Origin of the sequence: Dyella sp. (assembly GCF_035277725.1) — a bacterium.
Taxonomy (GTDB): Bacteria; Pseudomonadota; Gammaproteobacteria; order Xanthomonadales; family Rhodanobacteraceae; genus Dyella_B.
The window spans coordinates 1-13547 of sequence record NZ_DATEJY010000089.1 but is presented as its reverse complement, the minus strand read 5'-3'; the positions used below and the strand labels follow the sequence as shown (position 1 = coordinate 13547).

Below are 13547 nucleotides of genomic sequence, written 5' to 3'. Positions count from 1 at the left end.
GTCGCGCCGTTTTTTTGCGCGCGGTTCAGAGCAGGCCGCGGGCGGCCATCGATACCGGCTCGGCGTGGCCGATCACCATATGGTCCAGCACGCGTACCCCGATCAGCCGCAATGCCTGGCCCAGCTCCCGGGTGATGAGTTGATCGGCGGAGCTCGGTTCGGCCACACCGCTAGGGTGGTTATGCGCAAAGATCACCGCGGCTGCGTTGTGCCTCAGGCAGGCGCGGACCACTTCGCGAGGATGCACGCTGGCGCCGTCCACGGTGCCGCGAAACAGTTCTTCAAAGGCGAGCACGCGGTGGCGGTTGTCGAGGAAAAGGCAGGCGAACACTTCGTAAGGCAGGTGCCGCAGCCGGGCGCTCAGGTAGTCGCCGCTGTCGCGCGGATTGCGCAGCGCCGGCTGCTCGGTAAGCTGTTCGGCCAGGCTGCGGCGCGCCAGCTCCAGGGCGGCGGCAATCCGTGCGCGCTTGGCGGGACCGAGCCCCGGCACGCGCAAGTCGCCATCCTGGCGGCCGAGCAAAGCATTGAGGCCACCGGCCTGCATCAGCAATTCGCGGCCCAGCGCGATCGCGTCCTTGCCGCGCACACCGCTGCCCAGCAGCACGGCGAGCAGCTCCGCGTCGGAGAGCATGGCGCTGCCTTGCGCCAATAATTTTTCGCGGGGTCGTTCGGTTTCGGGCCAGTGTCGGATGCTCATGTGATCAGCATCCCGTTCAAGGGTCTTTCCGGACAGCAGTTGGCCTATGTGAATCCGGTAAGCTAGCCGTCTATTTGAACGTCGGGCCCCTCTTACACCATGAGTCTTGCTGAGCGCCGCATCGTGCTGGGAGTGTCGGGCGGCATTGCCGCCTACAAATCCTGCGAGCTGGTTCGCCGCATGCGCGACCTCGGCGCGCACGTGCGCGTGGTGATGACAGAGAACGCCACCCGCTTCGTCACCCCTACCACCTTTCAGGCGCTGTCCGGTGAGCCGGTGCGCGTGAGCCTGTGGGATGAATCGGCAGAGGCGGCGATGGGCCATATCGAACTGGCGCGTTGGGCCGAACGCGTGCTGATCGCACCGGCCAGCGCGGACTTGGTCGCCCGGCTGGCGCATGGCCATGCCGACGACCTGCTGACCACGTTGTGCCTGGCGACGGCGGCGCCGGTGTATGTCGCGCCCGCGATGAACCAACAGATGTGGGCGCATGCCGCCGTGCAGGCCAACGTGGCGACCTTGCGTGCACGCGGCGTACATATGCTTGGGCCGGCTTCCGGCGATCAGGCCTGCGGCGAGATCGGTTCGGGCCGGATGCTGGAACCACACGAATTGCGCGCGGCGATCGTGGCTTCGTTTGCCGAGCAGGTCTTGCGCGGCAAGCGTGTCGTGGTCAGCGCCGGACCCACTTACGAAGACATCGATCCGGTGCGCTTCATCGGCAACCGCAGTTCGGGTCGCATGGGTTTCGCCGTGGCCGGTGCCGCCGCGCGCGCTGGTGCGCAGGTAACGCTGGTGGCAGGGCCGGTGAGCTTGGCGACCCCGTTCGGTGTCGCCAAGCGCATCGACGTGCGCAGCGCGGCGCAGATGCATGCCGCCGTGACGGCAGCGGCGCAGGATGCGGACATCTACATCGGTTCGGCTGCCGTGGGCGATTACCGCCCCAACAGCGTGGCCGAGCACAAGCTGAAAAAACACGCTGGCGCCGATCTCACGCTGCAATTGGCGGAGAACCCGGACATTCTCGCCAGCCTTTCGGCCAGGCAGCCGCATCCTTTCCTGGTGGGTTTTGCCGCCGAGACGCAGAAGGTGGAGACCTATGCACGCGACAAACTGCAACGCAAAGGCCTGGACATGATCGCCGCCAACCAGGTTGGCGAAGGTCTCGGCTTCGAAACGGCGGACAACGCCATCACGCTGTACTGGGCCGATGGTTCGCTGGAATTGCCGCGCACCGACAAGGCCGCACTCGCACGCCAGCTCATCGAATGCATCGCCAGCCGCTACCAGGCGGTGCGTGGATGATCGATATCGAAGTAAAGATTCTTGACCCACGCCTGGGCGACAGCATTCCGCTGCCGCAGGCCGCCACGCTCGGCAGCGCCGGCATGGACCTGCGCGCGGCATTGCAGGAGCCATTGACTCTGGCACCTGGCGAAAGCGCCCTGGTACCCAGCGGCATGGCGATTCACATCGGCGATCCGGGCTGGTGCGCGCTGATCGTGCCGCGCTCGGGACTCGGCCATAAGCATGGCCTGGTGATGGGCAACCTGGTCGGCGTCATCGACGCCGATTACCAAGGACCGCTGATGATCTCTTGCTGGAACCGCGGCACGCAGCCTTACACCATCGCGGTGGGCGAGCGCGTCGCACAATTGTTGCTGGTGCCGGTGGGGCAGGCCCGGCTGCGGATCGTTGAGGAGTTCGTGCCTACGGAGCGGGGCGAGGGCGGATTCGGTTCAACCGGAAAGCATTGATCAACGGGGTTTACGGGGCATGGCGATGAACAGCGCACGGGCGCGTTTGCCGAATGTGCAGTGGGGACGATTGCTGATGCTGGCGGGCGGCACCTTGCTGCTGGCGTTGGCGGTGTTCTGCGCATGGCAGACTTGGTTGATCGCCGATCAGGGCAGCGCCGTGACGCGCGTGCATGCCGCACAGGATCGGGCGGTGCAGGCCTTGAACGAAGAGATTGCCAAACAGCGCGATACCGTCAATCAGGCGGTGGCAGGTCTTGATCTCACCGGCTTGCCGGGCAATGCGCAGCAAGTCGTGGCGGCATTGAAGCAACGCTTGCCGCAAGCCTTGAACATCGAGATATACAGCGCCGGCCTGGACGAAGTGCTGCACGCCAACTATCGCGATTTCGGCTATGCCAAGGCTGCTCAGCTGATGTCCGCGCCGGATGCCGAAGGCTCGCCGCCGATGGAAGCCACGCTCAAGGGGCTCGGCGATCGTCGCCTGACTGTGGTGGAGCCCCTGGGCTCATCGCAGAAACCCCAGGCTTGGGCGTGGATCGAACTGCCGTTTGCCCCCATCGGTGATCGCTTTGAGGCGGTGCCGGTCGGCGACGGGCGCATCGAGCTGCACCAAAGCACGGATCGTGGCGAAAACCTGCAACTGCTGTCGCACGGTCGGAAGGATTCGGTGGATATCGAGCCCACCGGCAAACCCATCGAAGGCAGTTCTTTCAACGTCGTGGCGGTGCTGCCGGGTGCCTACATCGTGCTGCCGCCATCCTGGCCGTTCGCGGCCATGCTCACGCTGGTGAGCCTGGTCGGCGGTATCGCTTTATTCTGGTTGTTTGGCCGCGTCGGCAAGCCTGCGCGTGCGCCTGTCGAGGAACCCACGTTGTCCGATGTCATAGAAGCCCAGCCGCTCCAGCCCGAACCGGTCAAATCCGCTCCGGCCGCGGCCAAGCCTGCCCCTGCTCCCGTGCCGGTAGACGTCAAGGTGGATCCGGCGATCTTCCGCGCGTACGACGTGCGCGGCGTGGTGGGCAAGAGCCTTACGCCTGCGGTGGCCAAGTTGCTAGGCCAATCGATCGGCACGGTGATGCGCGAGAAAGGCCTGCGCGAGATTGTGGTGGGTCGCGATGGCCGCCTTTCGGGTCCCGAACTCGCCGGGGCGCTGGCAGATGGCTTGCGCCTCGCCGGCATCGATGTGATCGACATCGGTTCGGTGCCGACGCCGGTGGTGTACTACGCCACCTATCGCTACAACACCGGTTGCGGCGTGGCCGTTACCGGTAGCCACAACCCGCCGGACTACAACGGTTTCAAGATCGTCGTCGGCGGTGAGACATTGTCGGAAGGCGCGATCCAGGATCTCTATCAACGCATCGTTACCGGCGCACTGGAATCCGATGGCGGCGGTAGCTTGCGTCTGGTCGATGTGCTGCCTGATTACGTCGAGCGCATTACCTCCGACGTGCAGACCGAGCGCGCGCTCAAGATCGTGGTCGATTGCGGCAATGGCATTCCGGGTGCGGTGGCGCCGCAGGTGCTGGAAGGCATCGGCTGCGAAGTGATTCCGCTGTATTGCGACGTGGACGGCAACTTCCCCAATCATCATCCGGACCCCTCCGATCCACACAACCTGGAGGATCTGATTCTTTCGGTGAAGCAGACCGGCGCGGATCTGGGCCTCGCCTTCGACGGCGATGGCGATCGACTGGGCGTGGTCACACGCAGCGGCGAGATCATCTTCCCCGACCGCACGCTGATGCTGTTTGCGCGCGATGTGCTGTCGCGCCAGCCAGGCGCCACGATCATCTATGACGTGAAGTGCACCGGCCATCTCAAGGGCCAGATCCTCGATGCCGGCGGCAGTCCGCTGATGTGGCGCACCGGCCACTCGCTGATCAAGGCCAAGATGCGCGAAACCGGCGCGGAGCTGGCCGGCGAGATGAGTGGGCACTTCTTCTTCCAGGAGCGCTGGTACGGTTTCGACGACGGTATCTACGCCGCGGCGCGCCTGCTGGAAATTCTGGCGGGTGACCTGGAGGGCCGTACGCCGGAAGAGATTTTTGCCACCTGCCCCAAGGGCGTGTCCACGCCGGAACTGAAAGTGGAAATGACCGAGGGCGAGCATTACCGCTTCATCGAGACATTCCGCGAGCAGGCCCATTTCGGCGATGCCACCCTGGTCACCATCGATGGCGTGCGCGCGGATTGGCCGGATGGTTGGGGGCTGGTGCGTCCTTCCAATACCACACCGATCCTGGTGCTGCGTTTCGATGCAGATAATGAACAGGCGCTCAAGCGCATCCAGGATGTCTTCCGTACGCAGTTGCTGGCGGTGGATGCGTCGCTGAAGTTGCCGTTCTAAAGAGCTTGTGGATTGTCACGGTTCGCATCGATTCTATGTCGAAGCGAACCGTCATTCCGGCCTTCGCCCATTGCTGCCCGGGGAAAGTTTTGCTTGTTTAAGCGAAATGGCTAAAAAGCTCGTCGTCCCGGCGAAAGCCGGGATCCAGCGACTTACAGGTCGTCAATGACACTGGGCCCCGGCGTTCGCCGGGGCGACGAATCGCTAGCTTTGAATTTGCTGGAAAAAAAGGGCTTCGGTTGAGTTGCAGATGTGCTTGTCTAAAGCGCAGCGAATTTCCCCGGACAGCAATGGGCCTTCGCCGGAATGACGATCTGCTCCGAAACAGTATTGATGTAAATTTCAGCCTTTACGCTGAGTGATGCCAAAGCCGCTGCGGTATAAACGCGCCTGCATCCTGGCCTGCGACATACACAGCCTCAATAACCGCGGTCGTTTTTCTCCGCAGCCTTCAGCTCACGAAAATGCTGCAGTTCCTGAGCCTGTTGTTGCTCGGTGGCAGCACGATTGGCTTTCTCGCGTTCCAGCAGAGCGCGCTCATTGGCCACCACGTTGCGCTGCGTGGCGATCTGGTCGGTGAGGAATTTCGGCACCGGCTTTTTCTGGCGCTCTTCATCCGCTGCGCGGTTGAGCAGATCGGTCAGCGCAGCGTCCTGGCTGTGCAGGTTCATTCGCGTGGTGCTCATTTCTTCGTCAAGGTGATCCAGGATCTGCTGATGCTGGATCTTCAGCGCTGCCTCGTCGGGATACGTGTTGAGAAGCAGCATGTCATTGGTCTTCTGCTCCTCGACGGCGCGCTGCTTTGCTGCCGCTTCCGCCGCCTGCTTTTCTGCCGCCGCGCGTTCGGCCGGCGACAACTGCTTGCGGACGTGCTCCATCACCAGGCCGTTGCTGCCGATGACGTCATAGCCATACTTGAGTGCATCCACGGTCAAGCTGTCGCTGTAATGCGGCAGGCCGCTGCCGTCCACCCAGCGGTAATGCACCCCGCCAGGGGTGGCTTGTTGAGCCGCTGCCGCTCCGGCCAGGCCGAGCGACAAGATGATGGTTGCGCTGAGCGCGAGTCGACGCATGATTCCCCTCCTCGTCACCCCAGTATAGTCATCGCGTTTGACACGCTCGATGTCAAAAGTGCGCCAACGTGACTGGGGTCACTGCGCTGCTCAGGACATCTCAGGCGTTTACGCCGTAGCGCTCGCGGTAGGCCAGCATACGCTGGTGTTCCGCGGCCAGCTCGGGGCGCTCGCCGGCATAGGCCAGTACGTCGCTGAAGCTGGTGATGGCCACCACCGGAATACCGTAATCGCGCTGGACTTCCTGCGCGGCGGACAGTTCGCCCTGGCCGCGTTCCTGGCGATCCAGCGCAATCAGCACGCCAGCCGGCTCGGCACCCTGCGCGCGGATCAGGCTGAGGGACTCGCGCACGGCGGTGCCGGCGGTCATCACGTCATCCACGATCAGCACGCGGCCCTTGAGCGGTGCGCCGACCAGCACGCCGCCTTCGCCATGGTCCTTGGCCTCTTTGCGGTTATAGGCCCAGGGCAGGTCGCGGCCCTGCTGGTCAGCCAGCGCGATGACCGTGGCGGCGGCGAGCGGAATGCCTTTGTAGGCGGGGCCGAACAGCATGTCCACCTGCAGCCCCGAGTTCGCCACCGCGGCGGCATAGGCGCGGCCGAGACGGGCCAACGCTGCGCCGGAATCGATGCGGCCCATGTTGAAGAAGTACGGACTGATGCGACCGGACTTGAGCGTGAATTCGCCGAAGCGCAGTACGTCGCGTTGCAAGGTGAGTTCGATGAAATCGCGCTGGTAATCGTGCATGGCCATAAAGAGATGTGGGCAAGGTGCGCCATGGTAGCGCGTCCCTCGCTTTGCGCTCGATTGCTATCATGGCCCGTCCCCACGAGGAACACGTATGCGCATCATCAGCCTCAATGCCAACGGCATCCGTTCCGCCGCGACCAAGGGCGTCTTCGATTGGCTGCGCAAGCAGCGCGCCGACGTCGTCTGCCTGCAGGAAACCAAGTCGCAGGAGGATCAACTGGTCGATCCGATGTTTCGTCCGGATGGGCATCACTGTTTCTATCGCGATGCCAGCAGCAAGAAGGGCTACAGCGGCGTGGCGATCTATGCCAAGCAGGAGCCGGACAAGGTCATTACCGAACTGGGCTGGGATGAGTTCGATAACGAAGGTCGCTACATCGAAGCGCGTTTCGGCAAGCTCAGCGTGGTATCGCTGTATGTACCTTCGGGTTCTTCCGGCGAAGAGCGCCAGCAGTTCAAGTTCAAGGCCATGGACCGGCTCACGCCGATCTTCGACAAGTGGCTGAAGAGCGGGCGCGATTACGTGCTTTGCGGCGATTGGAACATCGTGCGAAGCGAGCTGGACATCAAGAACTGGAAATCCAACCAGAAGAATTCCGGTTGCTTGCCGGAAGAGCGCGCCTGGCTCAACGATCTGATCGACAAGCGCGGCTGGGTGGATAGCTTCCGCGCGATCAAGCCGGAGGCGGTGGAATACACCTGGTGGTCCAACCGTGGGCGCGCACGCGAAAACAACGTAGGGTGGCGCATCGACTATCAAATCGTGACACCCTCGCTGCACAAGCGCCTCAAGCATTGCGCGGTCTATCGCGACGAACGCTTCTCCGACCACGCGCCGTATACGGTTGATTATGTCGACTGAAGGTGGTGCGGCGGCCGCGCGCAAGCCGTCCATCTGGCAAGCGTTCTCGCAGCCGTCGGCGTGGACGATGTGCCTGCTGGGTTTTTCATCGGGTCTGCCGTTTCTGTTGGTGTCCTACACGCTGTCGTTCTGGTTGAAGCAGAACGGCATCCTGCTGAGGGACATCACGATGATTGCCAGCGCGGGCATGACTTACGCGTTCAAGTTTCTTTGGGCACCCTTGCTTGATCACTGGCGCTTGCCACTATTCACGCGCCTGGGGCAGCGTCGCGGATGGCTATTGATGGCGCAGCTGGGTGTGCTGGTTGGCTTACTGATCATGGCCGTGCTGACGCCGCAGCAACTGGCGCTGTTTATCGCGGCGACCCTGTTCGTGGCCTTTATGGGCGCCACGCAGGATATTGCGATCGATGCGTATCGCATCGAAATCGCGCCGCCTTCGGCACAAGGCGCGTTGGTGGCGACATATTCGCTGGGCTATCGGCTGGGGTTGCTGGTTGCCGGTGCGTTTGCGCTGATCCTGTCGGATCACATCGGCTGGACGCCTATCTATATGTTGATGGCCGTGATGATGGCGATCCCGATCCTCGTCACGCTGAACATGCGCGAGGCGGATGTGTTGCGCCTGTCGCCTTCGTCGTGGCGCGAGGCGATGCGCGAAGGCGTGATCGATCCGTTCACTGACTTCTTCCGCCGTTACCACTGGGCGATTGCGCTGCTGACCTTGCTGTTTATCCTGCTGTTCAAGATTCCGGAGCAGGCCATCATCGGCGGGGTGATGGGGCCGTTTTACCGCGACATGGGCTTCAGCAATACCGAAATTGGTGCGGTCACCAAGATCTATGGCATCTGGATCGGCATTGCGGGTGCGTTCGCCGGTGGCGTGGCGGTGGCGCGCTGGGGGGCTTGGCGCAGCCTGGGTGGGTGCATCGTGCTGGGGGCCATCAGCAATTTGCTTTATCTGTTGTTGATTGCGCACAAGGGCCATTTGAGCATGCTGACCTTGGCGATTTCCGGGCAAAACTTTTTTGAGGGCATGCTGGGGCCGCCCACCGTGGCTTTCCTTTCCTTGCTGGTGAATCGCCAGCACACGGCGACGCAGTATGCGCTGCTGAGTTCCCTGGTGAACTTGCCGGGCAAAGTGCTTGGCTTTTTTGCCGGCGGCATCGTTGCCGCGTCCGGGTACGGCGGCTACTTCATCATTACGGTGTGTTCCGTGCTGCCGGCCATGCTGCTTTTCGCGGGTTTGCGGCGGTGGTTCGATCCCATCGCGTCTCGCGCCGACTAGAGAGTTGAAAGCATTCACATCCTCACTGCGAACTGATCCACGGTTCGCGTGACTGGCAATTGTCAGCAGCGGCACAGTTGGCGACGATCGGCACACAGGGCTGTGTGTGGCAACGGAGCAACCGTCCTATGCCGGATTTGATGATTCGTCACATCGATCGCTTGATGGCCGAGCGTATCAAGCTGCTGGCCAAGACACGCCAGTGGTCGATCAACGACGTGGTGCTGCAGGCACTGCGTCAGGGCCTGGGTGTGTCGGAAGGCAGTCTGCTTGCCGAGACGGCGCTCGACCCGAACGATCTTTCCTTTACGGGAAACTGGAACGCCAACGAACGCGCGGCCTTCCAGGAAGCCATGCAGGCGCTCGCCATGGCGCGCCCCGAGCAGCTTGCACCGAGTTATCAGGCCAGCGAATTGCTAGAATGATCAGCGCGCGCTGCGTGGCGCCAGATGGACGGCGCCCAGTACGCGTGGACCACGGGCGCCGGTAACCGCGGGCAGATTGCCCGGCAGGCCGAGCAGCCGTTGTCGCGCAAGCCATGCGAATGCGGTGGCTTCCAGGTAATCCGGATCAACGCCGTAATCGGCGGTGCTGCCCAGTTCACGCGAACGCATGAGTTCGCGCAGACGTTGTACCAGCACCTGATTGTGCACGCCGCCGCCACAGAGCAGCACATCCGCGGCATCGCTTGCATGCGCATCGATCGCAGCGGCGATGCTGCGCGCCGTCAGCTCGAGCAAGGTCGCCTGCACGTCCGCGGGCGAGGCCGTTATTGCGTGCAGGCGTGCATCCAGCCAGCCGAGATGAAAGTGTTCACGGCCGGTGCTCTTGGGTGGCGGCAATGCGAAATACGGATCGGCCAATAGTGTGGCGAGCAAGGTGTCGTCGACTCGGCCGCTGGCAGCAAAGGCGCCGTTCCGATCGAATGCCTCGCCACGATGGCGCAGGCACCAGGCATCCATCAGGCCGTTGGCCGGTCCCGTATCAAAACCGAACACGCGCCCATCCGCCGCCAGCACGGTGATGTTGGCGATGCCGCCGAGATTGAGCACCACGCGGGTGCGTCCGGGCGCATGGAGCAGCATCGCATGCACTGCCGGAAGCAGCGGCGCACCCTGACCACCGGCGGCCACATCCGCGCTGCGAAAATCCGCCACCACGTCGATGCCGCAACGTTCTGCCATCACGCTGGCGTTGCCGATCTGCAACGTAAAAGGGTGCTCGCCGGAAGGGCGGTGGCGGATCGTTTGCCCATGCGATCCCACCGCATGCACGGATGACGCGGGCGTTCCGCTTTGCGCCAGCAGCGCTTTGACAGCGTCGGCGAAGGTGTGGCCGATGGCAATGTCCAGACGGCCAAATGCGTCGAGGTCGAGTGTGGTTTCATCCTGCGCGACGCGCAGGATCTGCGTACGCAAGTCATCCGGCCACGCATGCGTCAGTGCATGCACTAACTGCGGTTTGTCATGCTCGAAGCGCACCAGCGCGGCATCGATGCCGTCCGCGCTGGTGCCAGAAATCAGCCCGACATAGAGCCGGGCTGCGTCATCCACGGCTTCAGTCATCACTACGCTTGGCGGATTGGGCGCGCGCGAGCTTGTAGTTATTGTCGATCTCGGACAGGCGCGCCAGCATCGGCTTCACGACCGAGCTCTTGAACTGCGCAAGCTGCGCGCCAGGCAGGGGTTCGGGTTTCGGCAGCGTGACAGTCTGCGGATTGCGCTGCGTACCATCGACGCGGAACTCATAGTGCAGATGCGGGCCGGTGGCCAGGCCGGTCATGCCTACGTAACCAATCACGTCACCCTGGCGCACGTGCTGGCCGACGCGCTCGTTGGCAAACCGCGACATGTGCCCGTAAGCCGTGCTGATGTGCGAGTTGTGTTGAATGATCACGAAGTTGCCGTAGCCATTCATCCAGCCACGGAACTTGATCACGCCATCGCCGGCGGCATGGATCGGCGTGCCGGTGGGTGCGGCGTAATCCACACCTTTATGCGCGCGCATCAAGCCAAGGATCGGATGCATGCGCGCTGCGCTGAAGGGCGAGGAGATACGCGTGAAATCAACCGGAATGCGCAGGAATGATTTCTGCAGCGGACGGCCATCTTCGCTGAACCATCCGATGCTGCCATCGGCGCGTTTGAAGCGATAAGCCGTGTAACGCTCGCCTTGATTGATGAACTCGGCCGCGACGATGTCACCTTCGCGCAAATAGGCGCCATCACGATAGACGGTGTCGTAGATCACCGTGAAGCTGTCGCCGACGCGCAAGTCCTGCACGAAGTCGATGTCGTATTTGAAGAGGTCGGCAAGCTTGATCACCATCGCGTTCGAAAGGCCGGCCTTGTTGGCGGCGGCGAACAGCGAGTCATCGATGACGCCGTGCGCGATCTGCTCACGCGATTCCACGGCACGTGCAACGGTATGCATGCTCGGCGTGGCGCCATCAAGGCGGATGATCGCCTGGGTAGATTCGTCCTTGTCGAAGCGGATGCCTTCAAGATTGCTGTGGCTGCCGATCAGAAAACTGAATTCTTGTCCGGGGCGGATGTTATGCAGCGCTGTCTTGGCGTCGCCGGCGCTATCCACCACGCGCTGCAGATCCGAAAGGCTCAGGCCTTGGCTCTGAAAAATATCTGCAAGTGTTTCACCAGGACGTACTTGCACCGTGCGCCAGTCTTCCATGGCGAGCGCTTTTTGCGCGGGGGCTATCACCTTCGGCAAGGCGAGCGGCATCAGCGTGTGCTCGATCGGCTGCCCAGCGGCCGGCTTCATTGCCGTTGCCCATGCAGGAATCAAAAAGCCGGAAAGCACAGTGATCAGCAGCGCGGTGGCCGCAAGCATCCAACGCTCGCGATGCCAGTGAATGGGCGGCTGTTCGCCGCCCGGCTGGCGATTGAACGACCAGTGGGCGCAGCGTTGATAGAAGTGGGAGTGGCGGCGTTGGGCCTTGCGGCGAATAGCCAGTTTGCGAGCGATGCGCGGATCTTGTTTGCTTTGTGCCATCGCTAGTAAGCCTTATTCTTCTTATTCATCTTCACGACCGCACCCCCTGCGGTTACAAAGTATCAATCAGCGCGTACCATAACGACCTTGTGCAAAGTGCGTCAATGCCTTTCGCATCAAGGGTTTGCGTGGGTTTCGCGGTTAACGCACAATTAACGTGATTGACGGTGGCCATCACCTTTTTGGCTGCCTAGGCATCTACTTCAAAAGAGGATTCCATGAACGAGCTTGAGCAGGCGCTGGCCACCATTGCGCGCGGCGCCGACGAAATCATCAAGCAGGAAGAGTTGGCCGAACGCCTCAAGCTCGGGCGTCCGCTGCGCATCAAGGCTGGTTTCGACCCCACTGCGCCGGACCTGCACCTGGGGCATACCGTGCTGCTCAACAAGATGCGGCAGTTTCAGGATCTCGGGCACACCGTGATCTTCTTGATCGGCGACTTCACCGGCATGATCGGCGATCCCACCGGCAAGAACGTCACGCGTAAGCCGCTTACGCGCGAGGATGTGCTGGCCAATGCCGAGACTTACGCCGAGCAGGTCTACAAGGTGTTGGATCGCGACAAAACCGAGCTGCGCTTCAACTCCGAATGGTTCGGCAAGATGACGGCGGCGGACATGATCAAGCTGGCTGCACAGCACACGGTTGCGCGCATGCTTGAGCGCGATGACTTCGCCAAGCGCTATGCAGCGCAGCAATCCATTGCCATCCACGAATTCTTGTATCCGCTGGTGCAGGGCTATGACTCGGTCGCACTCAAGTGCGACGTGGAGCTGGGCGGCACCGATCAGAAATTCAATCTGCTGATGGGGCGGGGGCTGCAAGAACATCACGGGCAGCCGCCGCAGATCGTGCTCACGATGCCGTTGCTCGAGGGGCTGGACGGCGTCAACAAGATGTCCAAGTCGCTGGGTAACTACATCGGCATCAATGAGCCGGCCATCGACATCGTCACCAAGACCATGAAGATCGGCGACGAGCTGATGTGGCGTTGGTTCGAATTACTGAGCTTTGAGGTGTCGTTGGACGAACTGGCGCAGATGAAGCGCGATGTGGCGGGCAGCGTGCTTAATCCGCGCGATGCCAAGCTACGCCTTGCGCGTGAGCTGGCGGCGCGCTTCCATAATGCCGAAGCTGCCGAGCAGGCGATTGCTGGCTGGCATGCGGTGGTGCGCGGTGAAGGTGACACCAGCTTGCTGCCGCTCACGGAAATTGCGGTGCCGGCAGAAGGCTTGCGTTTGCCGGCGCTGTTGACGGCCGCGGGCCTCACGCCAAGCAATGCCGAAGCGAATCGCAAGTTGAAGGAGCGCGCGGTACGCATTGATGCGGAAGTCATCGAAGATGCGCAGCGTGTGTTTGCGCCAGGCTTTGAGGGTGTCTTGCAAATTGGCAAGCGCAACTTCGCGCGGGTGCTGCTCACGCAAGCGTGAGTTTGCGAGCGGCGCGTGTGATGCAAACGCGCGCCGCAACAACGCAAGAAAAAAAATTTTTCAGAAATCGCTTGCCAGATCGGTAGGCGCTCCCTATTATTCGCCACCCCGCCGACGCACCTCTCGCGAACGGCAACTCCCAAGCAAAAAGATTCATCGCAAAGGGTGTTGACGGAAGCATTAAGGGATGTAGAATGGGCGGCTCACCCGGGACGAAATGCTTCGGGGCGATCTTCAAAAGAAGGTTGCAAGTGATTGATCTTTGACAGTGTGCGCAGGTGACTTGTGTGGGCGCCTTGCGGTGGTAGCTGATTAGCTGTCCACAAA

General features: G+C 62.0%; 12 protein-coding genes. 7 read left to right on the top strand and 5 right to left on the bottom strand.

Annotated elements, in window-relative coordinates:
* Window positions 1-25: 25 nt before the first annotated feature.
* Complete coding sequence (gene radC / locus VJR68_RS08340) at window positions 26-697, bottom strand: RadC family protein (RefSeq protein ID WP_324147210.1); 672 nt, start codon at window positions 695-697, stop codon at window positions 26-28.
* A gap of 99 nt (window positions 698-796) precedes the next feature.
* On the opposite strand from radC, the gene coaBC reads away from it, so the two are divergent.
* The 3 genes from coaBC to VJR68_RS08325 are packed head-to-tail and all read left to right on the top strand — an operon-like array spanning window position 797 to window position 4807.
* Window positions 797-2002, top strand: a complete 1206-nt coding sequence (gene coaBC, locus VJR68_RS08335) for a bifunctional phosphopantothenoylcysteine decarboxylase/phosphopantothenate--cysteine ligase CoaBC (RefSeq protein WP_324147209.1) — start codon at window positions 797-799, stop codon at window positions 2000-2002.
* Complete coding sequence (dut, locus tag VJR68_RS08330; RefSeq protein ID WP_324147208.1) at window positions 1999-2454, top strand: dUTP diphosphatase; 456 nt, start codon at window positions 1999-2001, stop codon at window positions 2452-2454. The genes coaBC and dut overlap by 4 nt, the downstream gene beginning before the upstream one ends.
* Window positions 2455-2473: 19 nt before the next feature.
* A complete protein-coding gene (locus tag VJR68_RS08325) occupies window positions 2474-4807 on the top strand; it encodes a phosphomannomutase/phosphoglucomutase (RefSeq protein WP_324147207.1) in 2334 nt (777 codons plus the stop codon).
* Window positions 4808-5226: 419 nt separating this feature from the next.
* Here VJR68_RS08325 and VJR68_RS08320 read toward each other — a convergent pair whose 3' ends face one another.
* Window positions 5227-5880 (bottom strand): DUF4124 domain-containing protein, encoded by a 654-nt coding sequence (locus VJR68_RS08320; protein ID WP_324147206.1) that lies wholly within the window; start codon window positions 5878-5880, stop codon window positions 5227-5229.
* Between the two features lie 100 nt (window positions 5881-5980).
* The gene (gene pyrE, locus VJR68_RS08315; RefSeq protein WP_324147230.1) at window positions 5981-6628 is read right to left on the bottom strand and encodes an orotate phosphoribosyltransferase; all 648 of its coding nucleotides are present in this window, start codon (window positions 6626-6628) and stop codon (window positions 5981-5983) included.
* Between the two features lie 94 nt (window positions 6629-6722).
* Between pyrE and VJR68_RS08310 the strand changes: the two genes are divergently transcribed.
* From VJR68_RS08310 to VJR68_RS08300, 3 genes are all read left to right on the top strand, one after another.
* Window positions 6723-7493, top strand: a complete 771-nt coding sequence (locus tag VJR68_RS08310; RefSeq protein WP_324147205.1) for an exodeoxyribonuclease III — start codon at window positions 6723-6725, stop codon at window positions 7491-7493.
* Complete coding sequence (locus VJR68_RS08305; protein WP_324147204.1) at window positions 7483-8781, top strand: AmpG family muropeptide MFS transporter; 1299 nt, start codon at window positions 7483-7485, stop codon at window positions 8779-8781. The genes VJR68_RS08310 and VJR68_RS08305 overlap by 11 nt, the downstream gene beginning before the upstream one ends.
* Window positions 8782-8909: 128 nt before the next feature.
* Window positions 8910-9206 carry a hypothetical protein gene (locus tag VJR68_RS08300; protein WP_324147203.1) on the top strand — a complete coding sequence of 99 codons (297 nt, stop codon included), beginning with the start codon at window positions 8910-8912 and terminating at the stop codon, window positions 9204-9206.
* Here the strand turns inward: VJR68_RS08300 and VJR68_RS08295 are convergent, their stop codons facing one another.
* Together VJR68_RS08295 and VJR68_RS08290 are read right to left on the bottom strand one after the other, a co-directional pair.
* The gene (locus tag VJR68_RS08295; RefSeq protein ID WP_324147229.1) at window positions 9207-10334 is read right to left on the bottom strand and encodes an anhydro-N-acetylmuramic acid kinase; all 1128 of its coding nucleotides are present in this window, start codon (window positions 10332-10334) and stop codon (window positions 9207-9209) included.
* A gap of 4 nt (window positions 10335-10338) precedes the next feature.
* On the bottom strand, window positions 10339-11790 hold the full coding sequence (locus VJR68_RS08290; RefSeq protein ID WP_324147202.1) for an OapA family protein: 1452 nt from the start codon (window positions 11788-11790) through the stop codon (window positions 10339-10341).
* A gap of 218 nt (window positions 11791-12008) precedes the next feature.
* Between VJR68_RS08290 and tyrS the strand changes: the two genes are divergently transcribed.
* Complete coding sequence (tyrS, locus tag VJR68_RS08285; protein ID WP_324147201.1) at window positions 12009-13220, top strand: tyrosine--tRNA ligase; 1212 nt, start codon at window positions 12009-12011, stop codon at window positions 13218-13220.
* Window positions 13221-13547 lie beyond the last annotated feature (327 nt).

What these genes read in the sequence shown, in the direction of transcription:
- radC (WP_324147210.1), bottom strand. Translation starts at nt 697, where the DNA reads ATGAGCATCCGACACTGGCCCGAAACCGAACGACCCCGCGAAAAATTA.
- coaBC (WP_324147209.1), top strand. Translation starts at nt 797, where the DNA reads ATGAGTCTTGCTGAGCGCCGCATCGTGCTGGGAGTGTCGGGCGGCATT.
- dut (WP_324147208.1), top strand. Translation starts at nt 1,999, where the DNA reads ATGATCGATATCGAAGTAAAGATTCTTGACCCACGCCTGGGCGACAGC.
- VJR68_RS08325 (WP_324147207.1), top strand. Translation starts at nt 2,474, where the DNA reads ATGGCGATGAACAGCGCACGGGCGCGTTTGCCGAATGTGCAGTGGGGA.
- VJR68_RS08320 (WP_324147206.1), bottom strand. Translation starts at nt 5,880, where the DNA reads ATGCGTCGACTCGCGCTCAGCGCAACCATCATCTTGTCGCTCGGCCTG.
- pyrE (WP_324147230.1), bottom strand. Translation starts at nt 6,628, where the DNA reads ATGCACGATTACCAGCGCGATTTCATCGAACTCACCTTGCAACGCGAC.
- VJR68_RS08310 (WP_324147205.1), top strand. Translation starts at nt 6,723, where the DNA reads ATGCGCATCATCAGCCTCAATGCCAACGGCATCCGTTCCGCCGCGACC.
- VJR68_RS08305 (WP_324147204.1), top strand. Translation starts at nt 7,483, where the DNA reads ATGTCGACTGAAGGTGGTGCGGCGGCCGCGCGCAAGCCGTCCATCTGG.
- VJR68_RS08300 (WP_324147203.1), top strand. Translation starts at nt 8,910, where the DNA reads ATGCCGGATTTGATGATTCGTCACATCGATCGCTTGATGGCCGAGCGT.
- VJR68_RS08290 (WP_324147202.1), bottom strand. Translation starts at nt 11,790, where the DNA reads ATGGCACAAAGCAAACAAGATCCGCGCATCGCTCGCAAACTGGCTATT.
- tyrS (WP_324147201.1), top strand. Translation starts at nt 12,009, where the DNA reads ATGAACGAGCTTGAGCAGGCGCTGGCCACCATTGCGCGCGGCGCCGAC.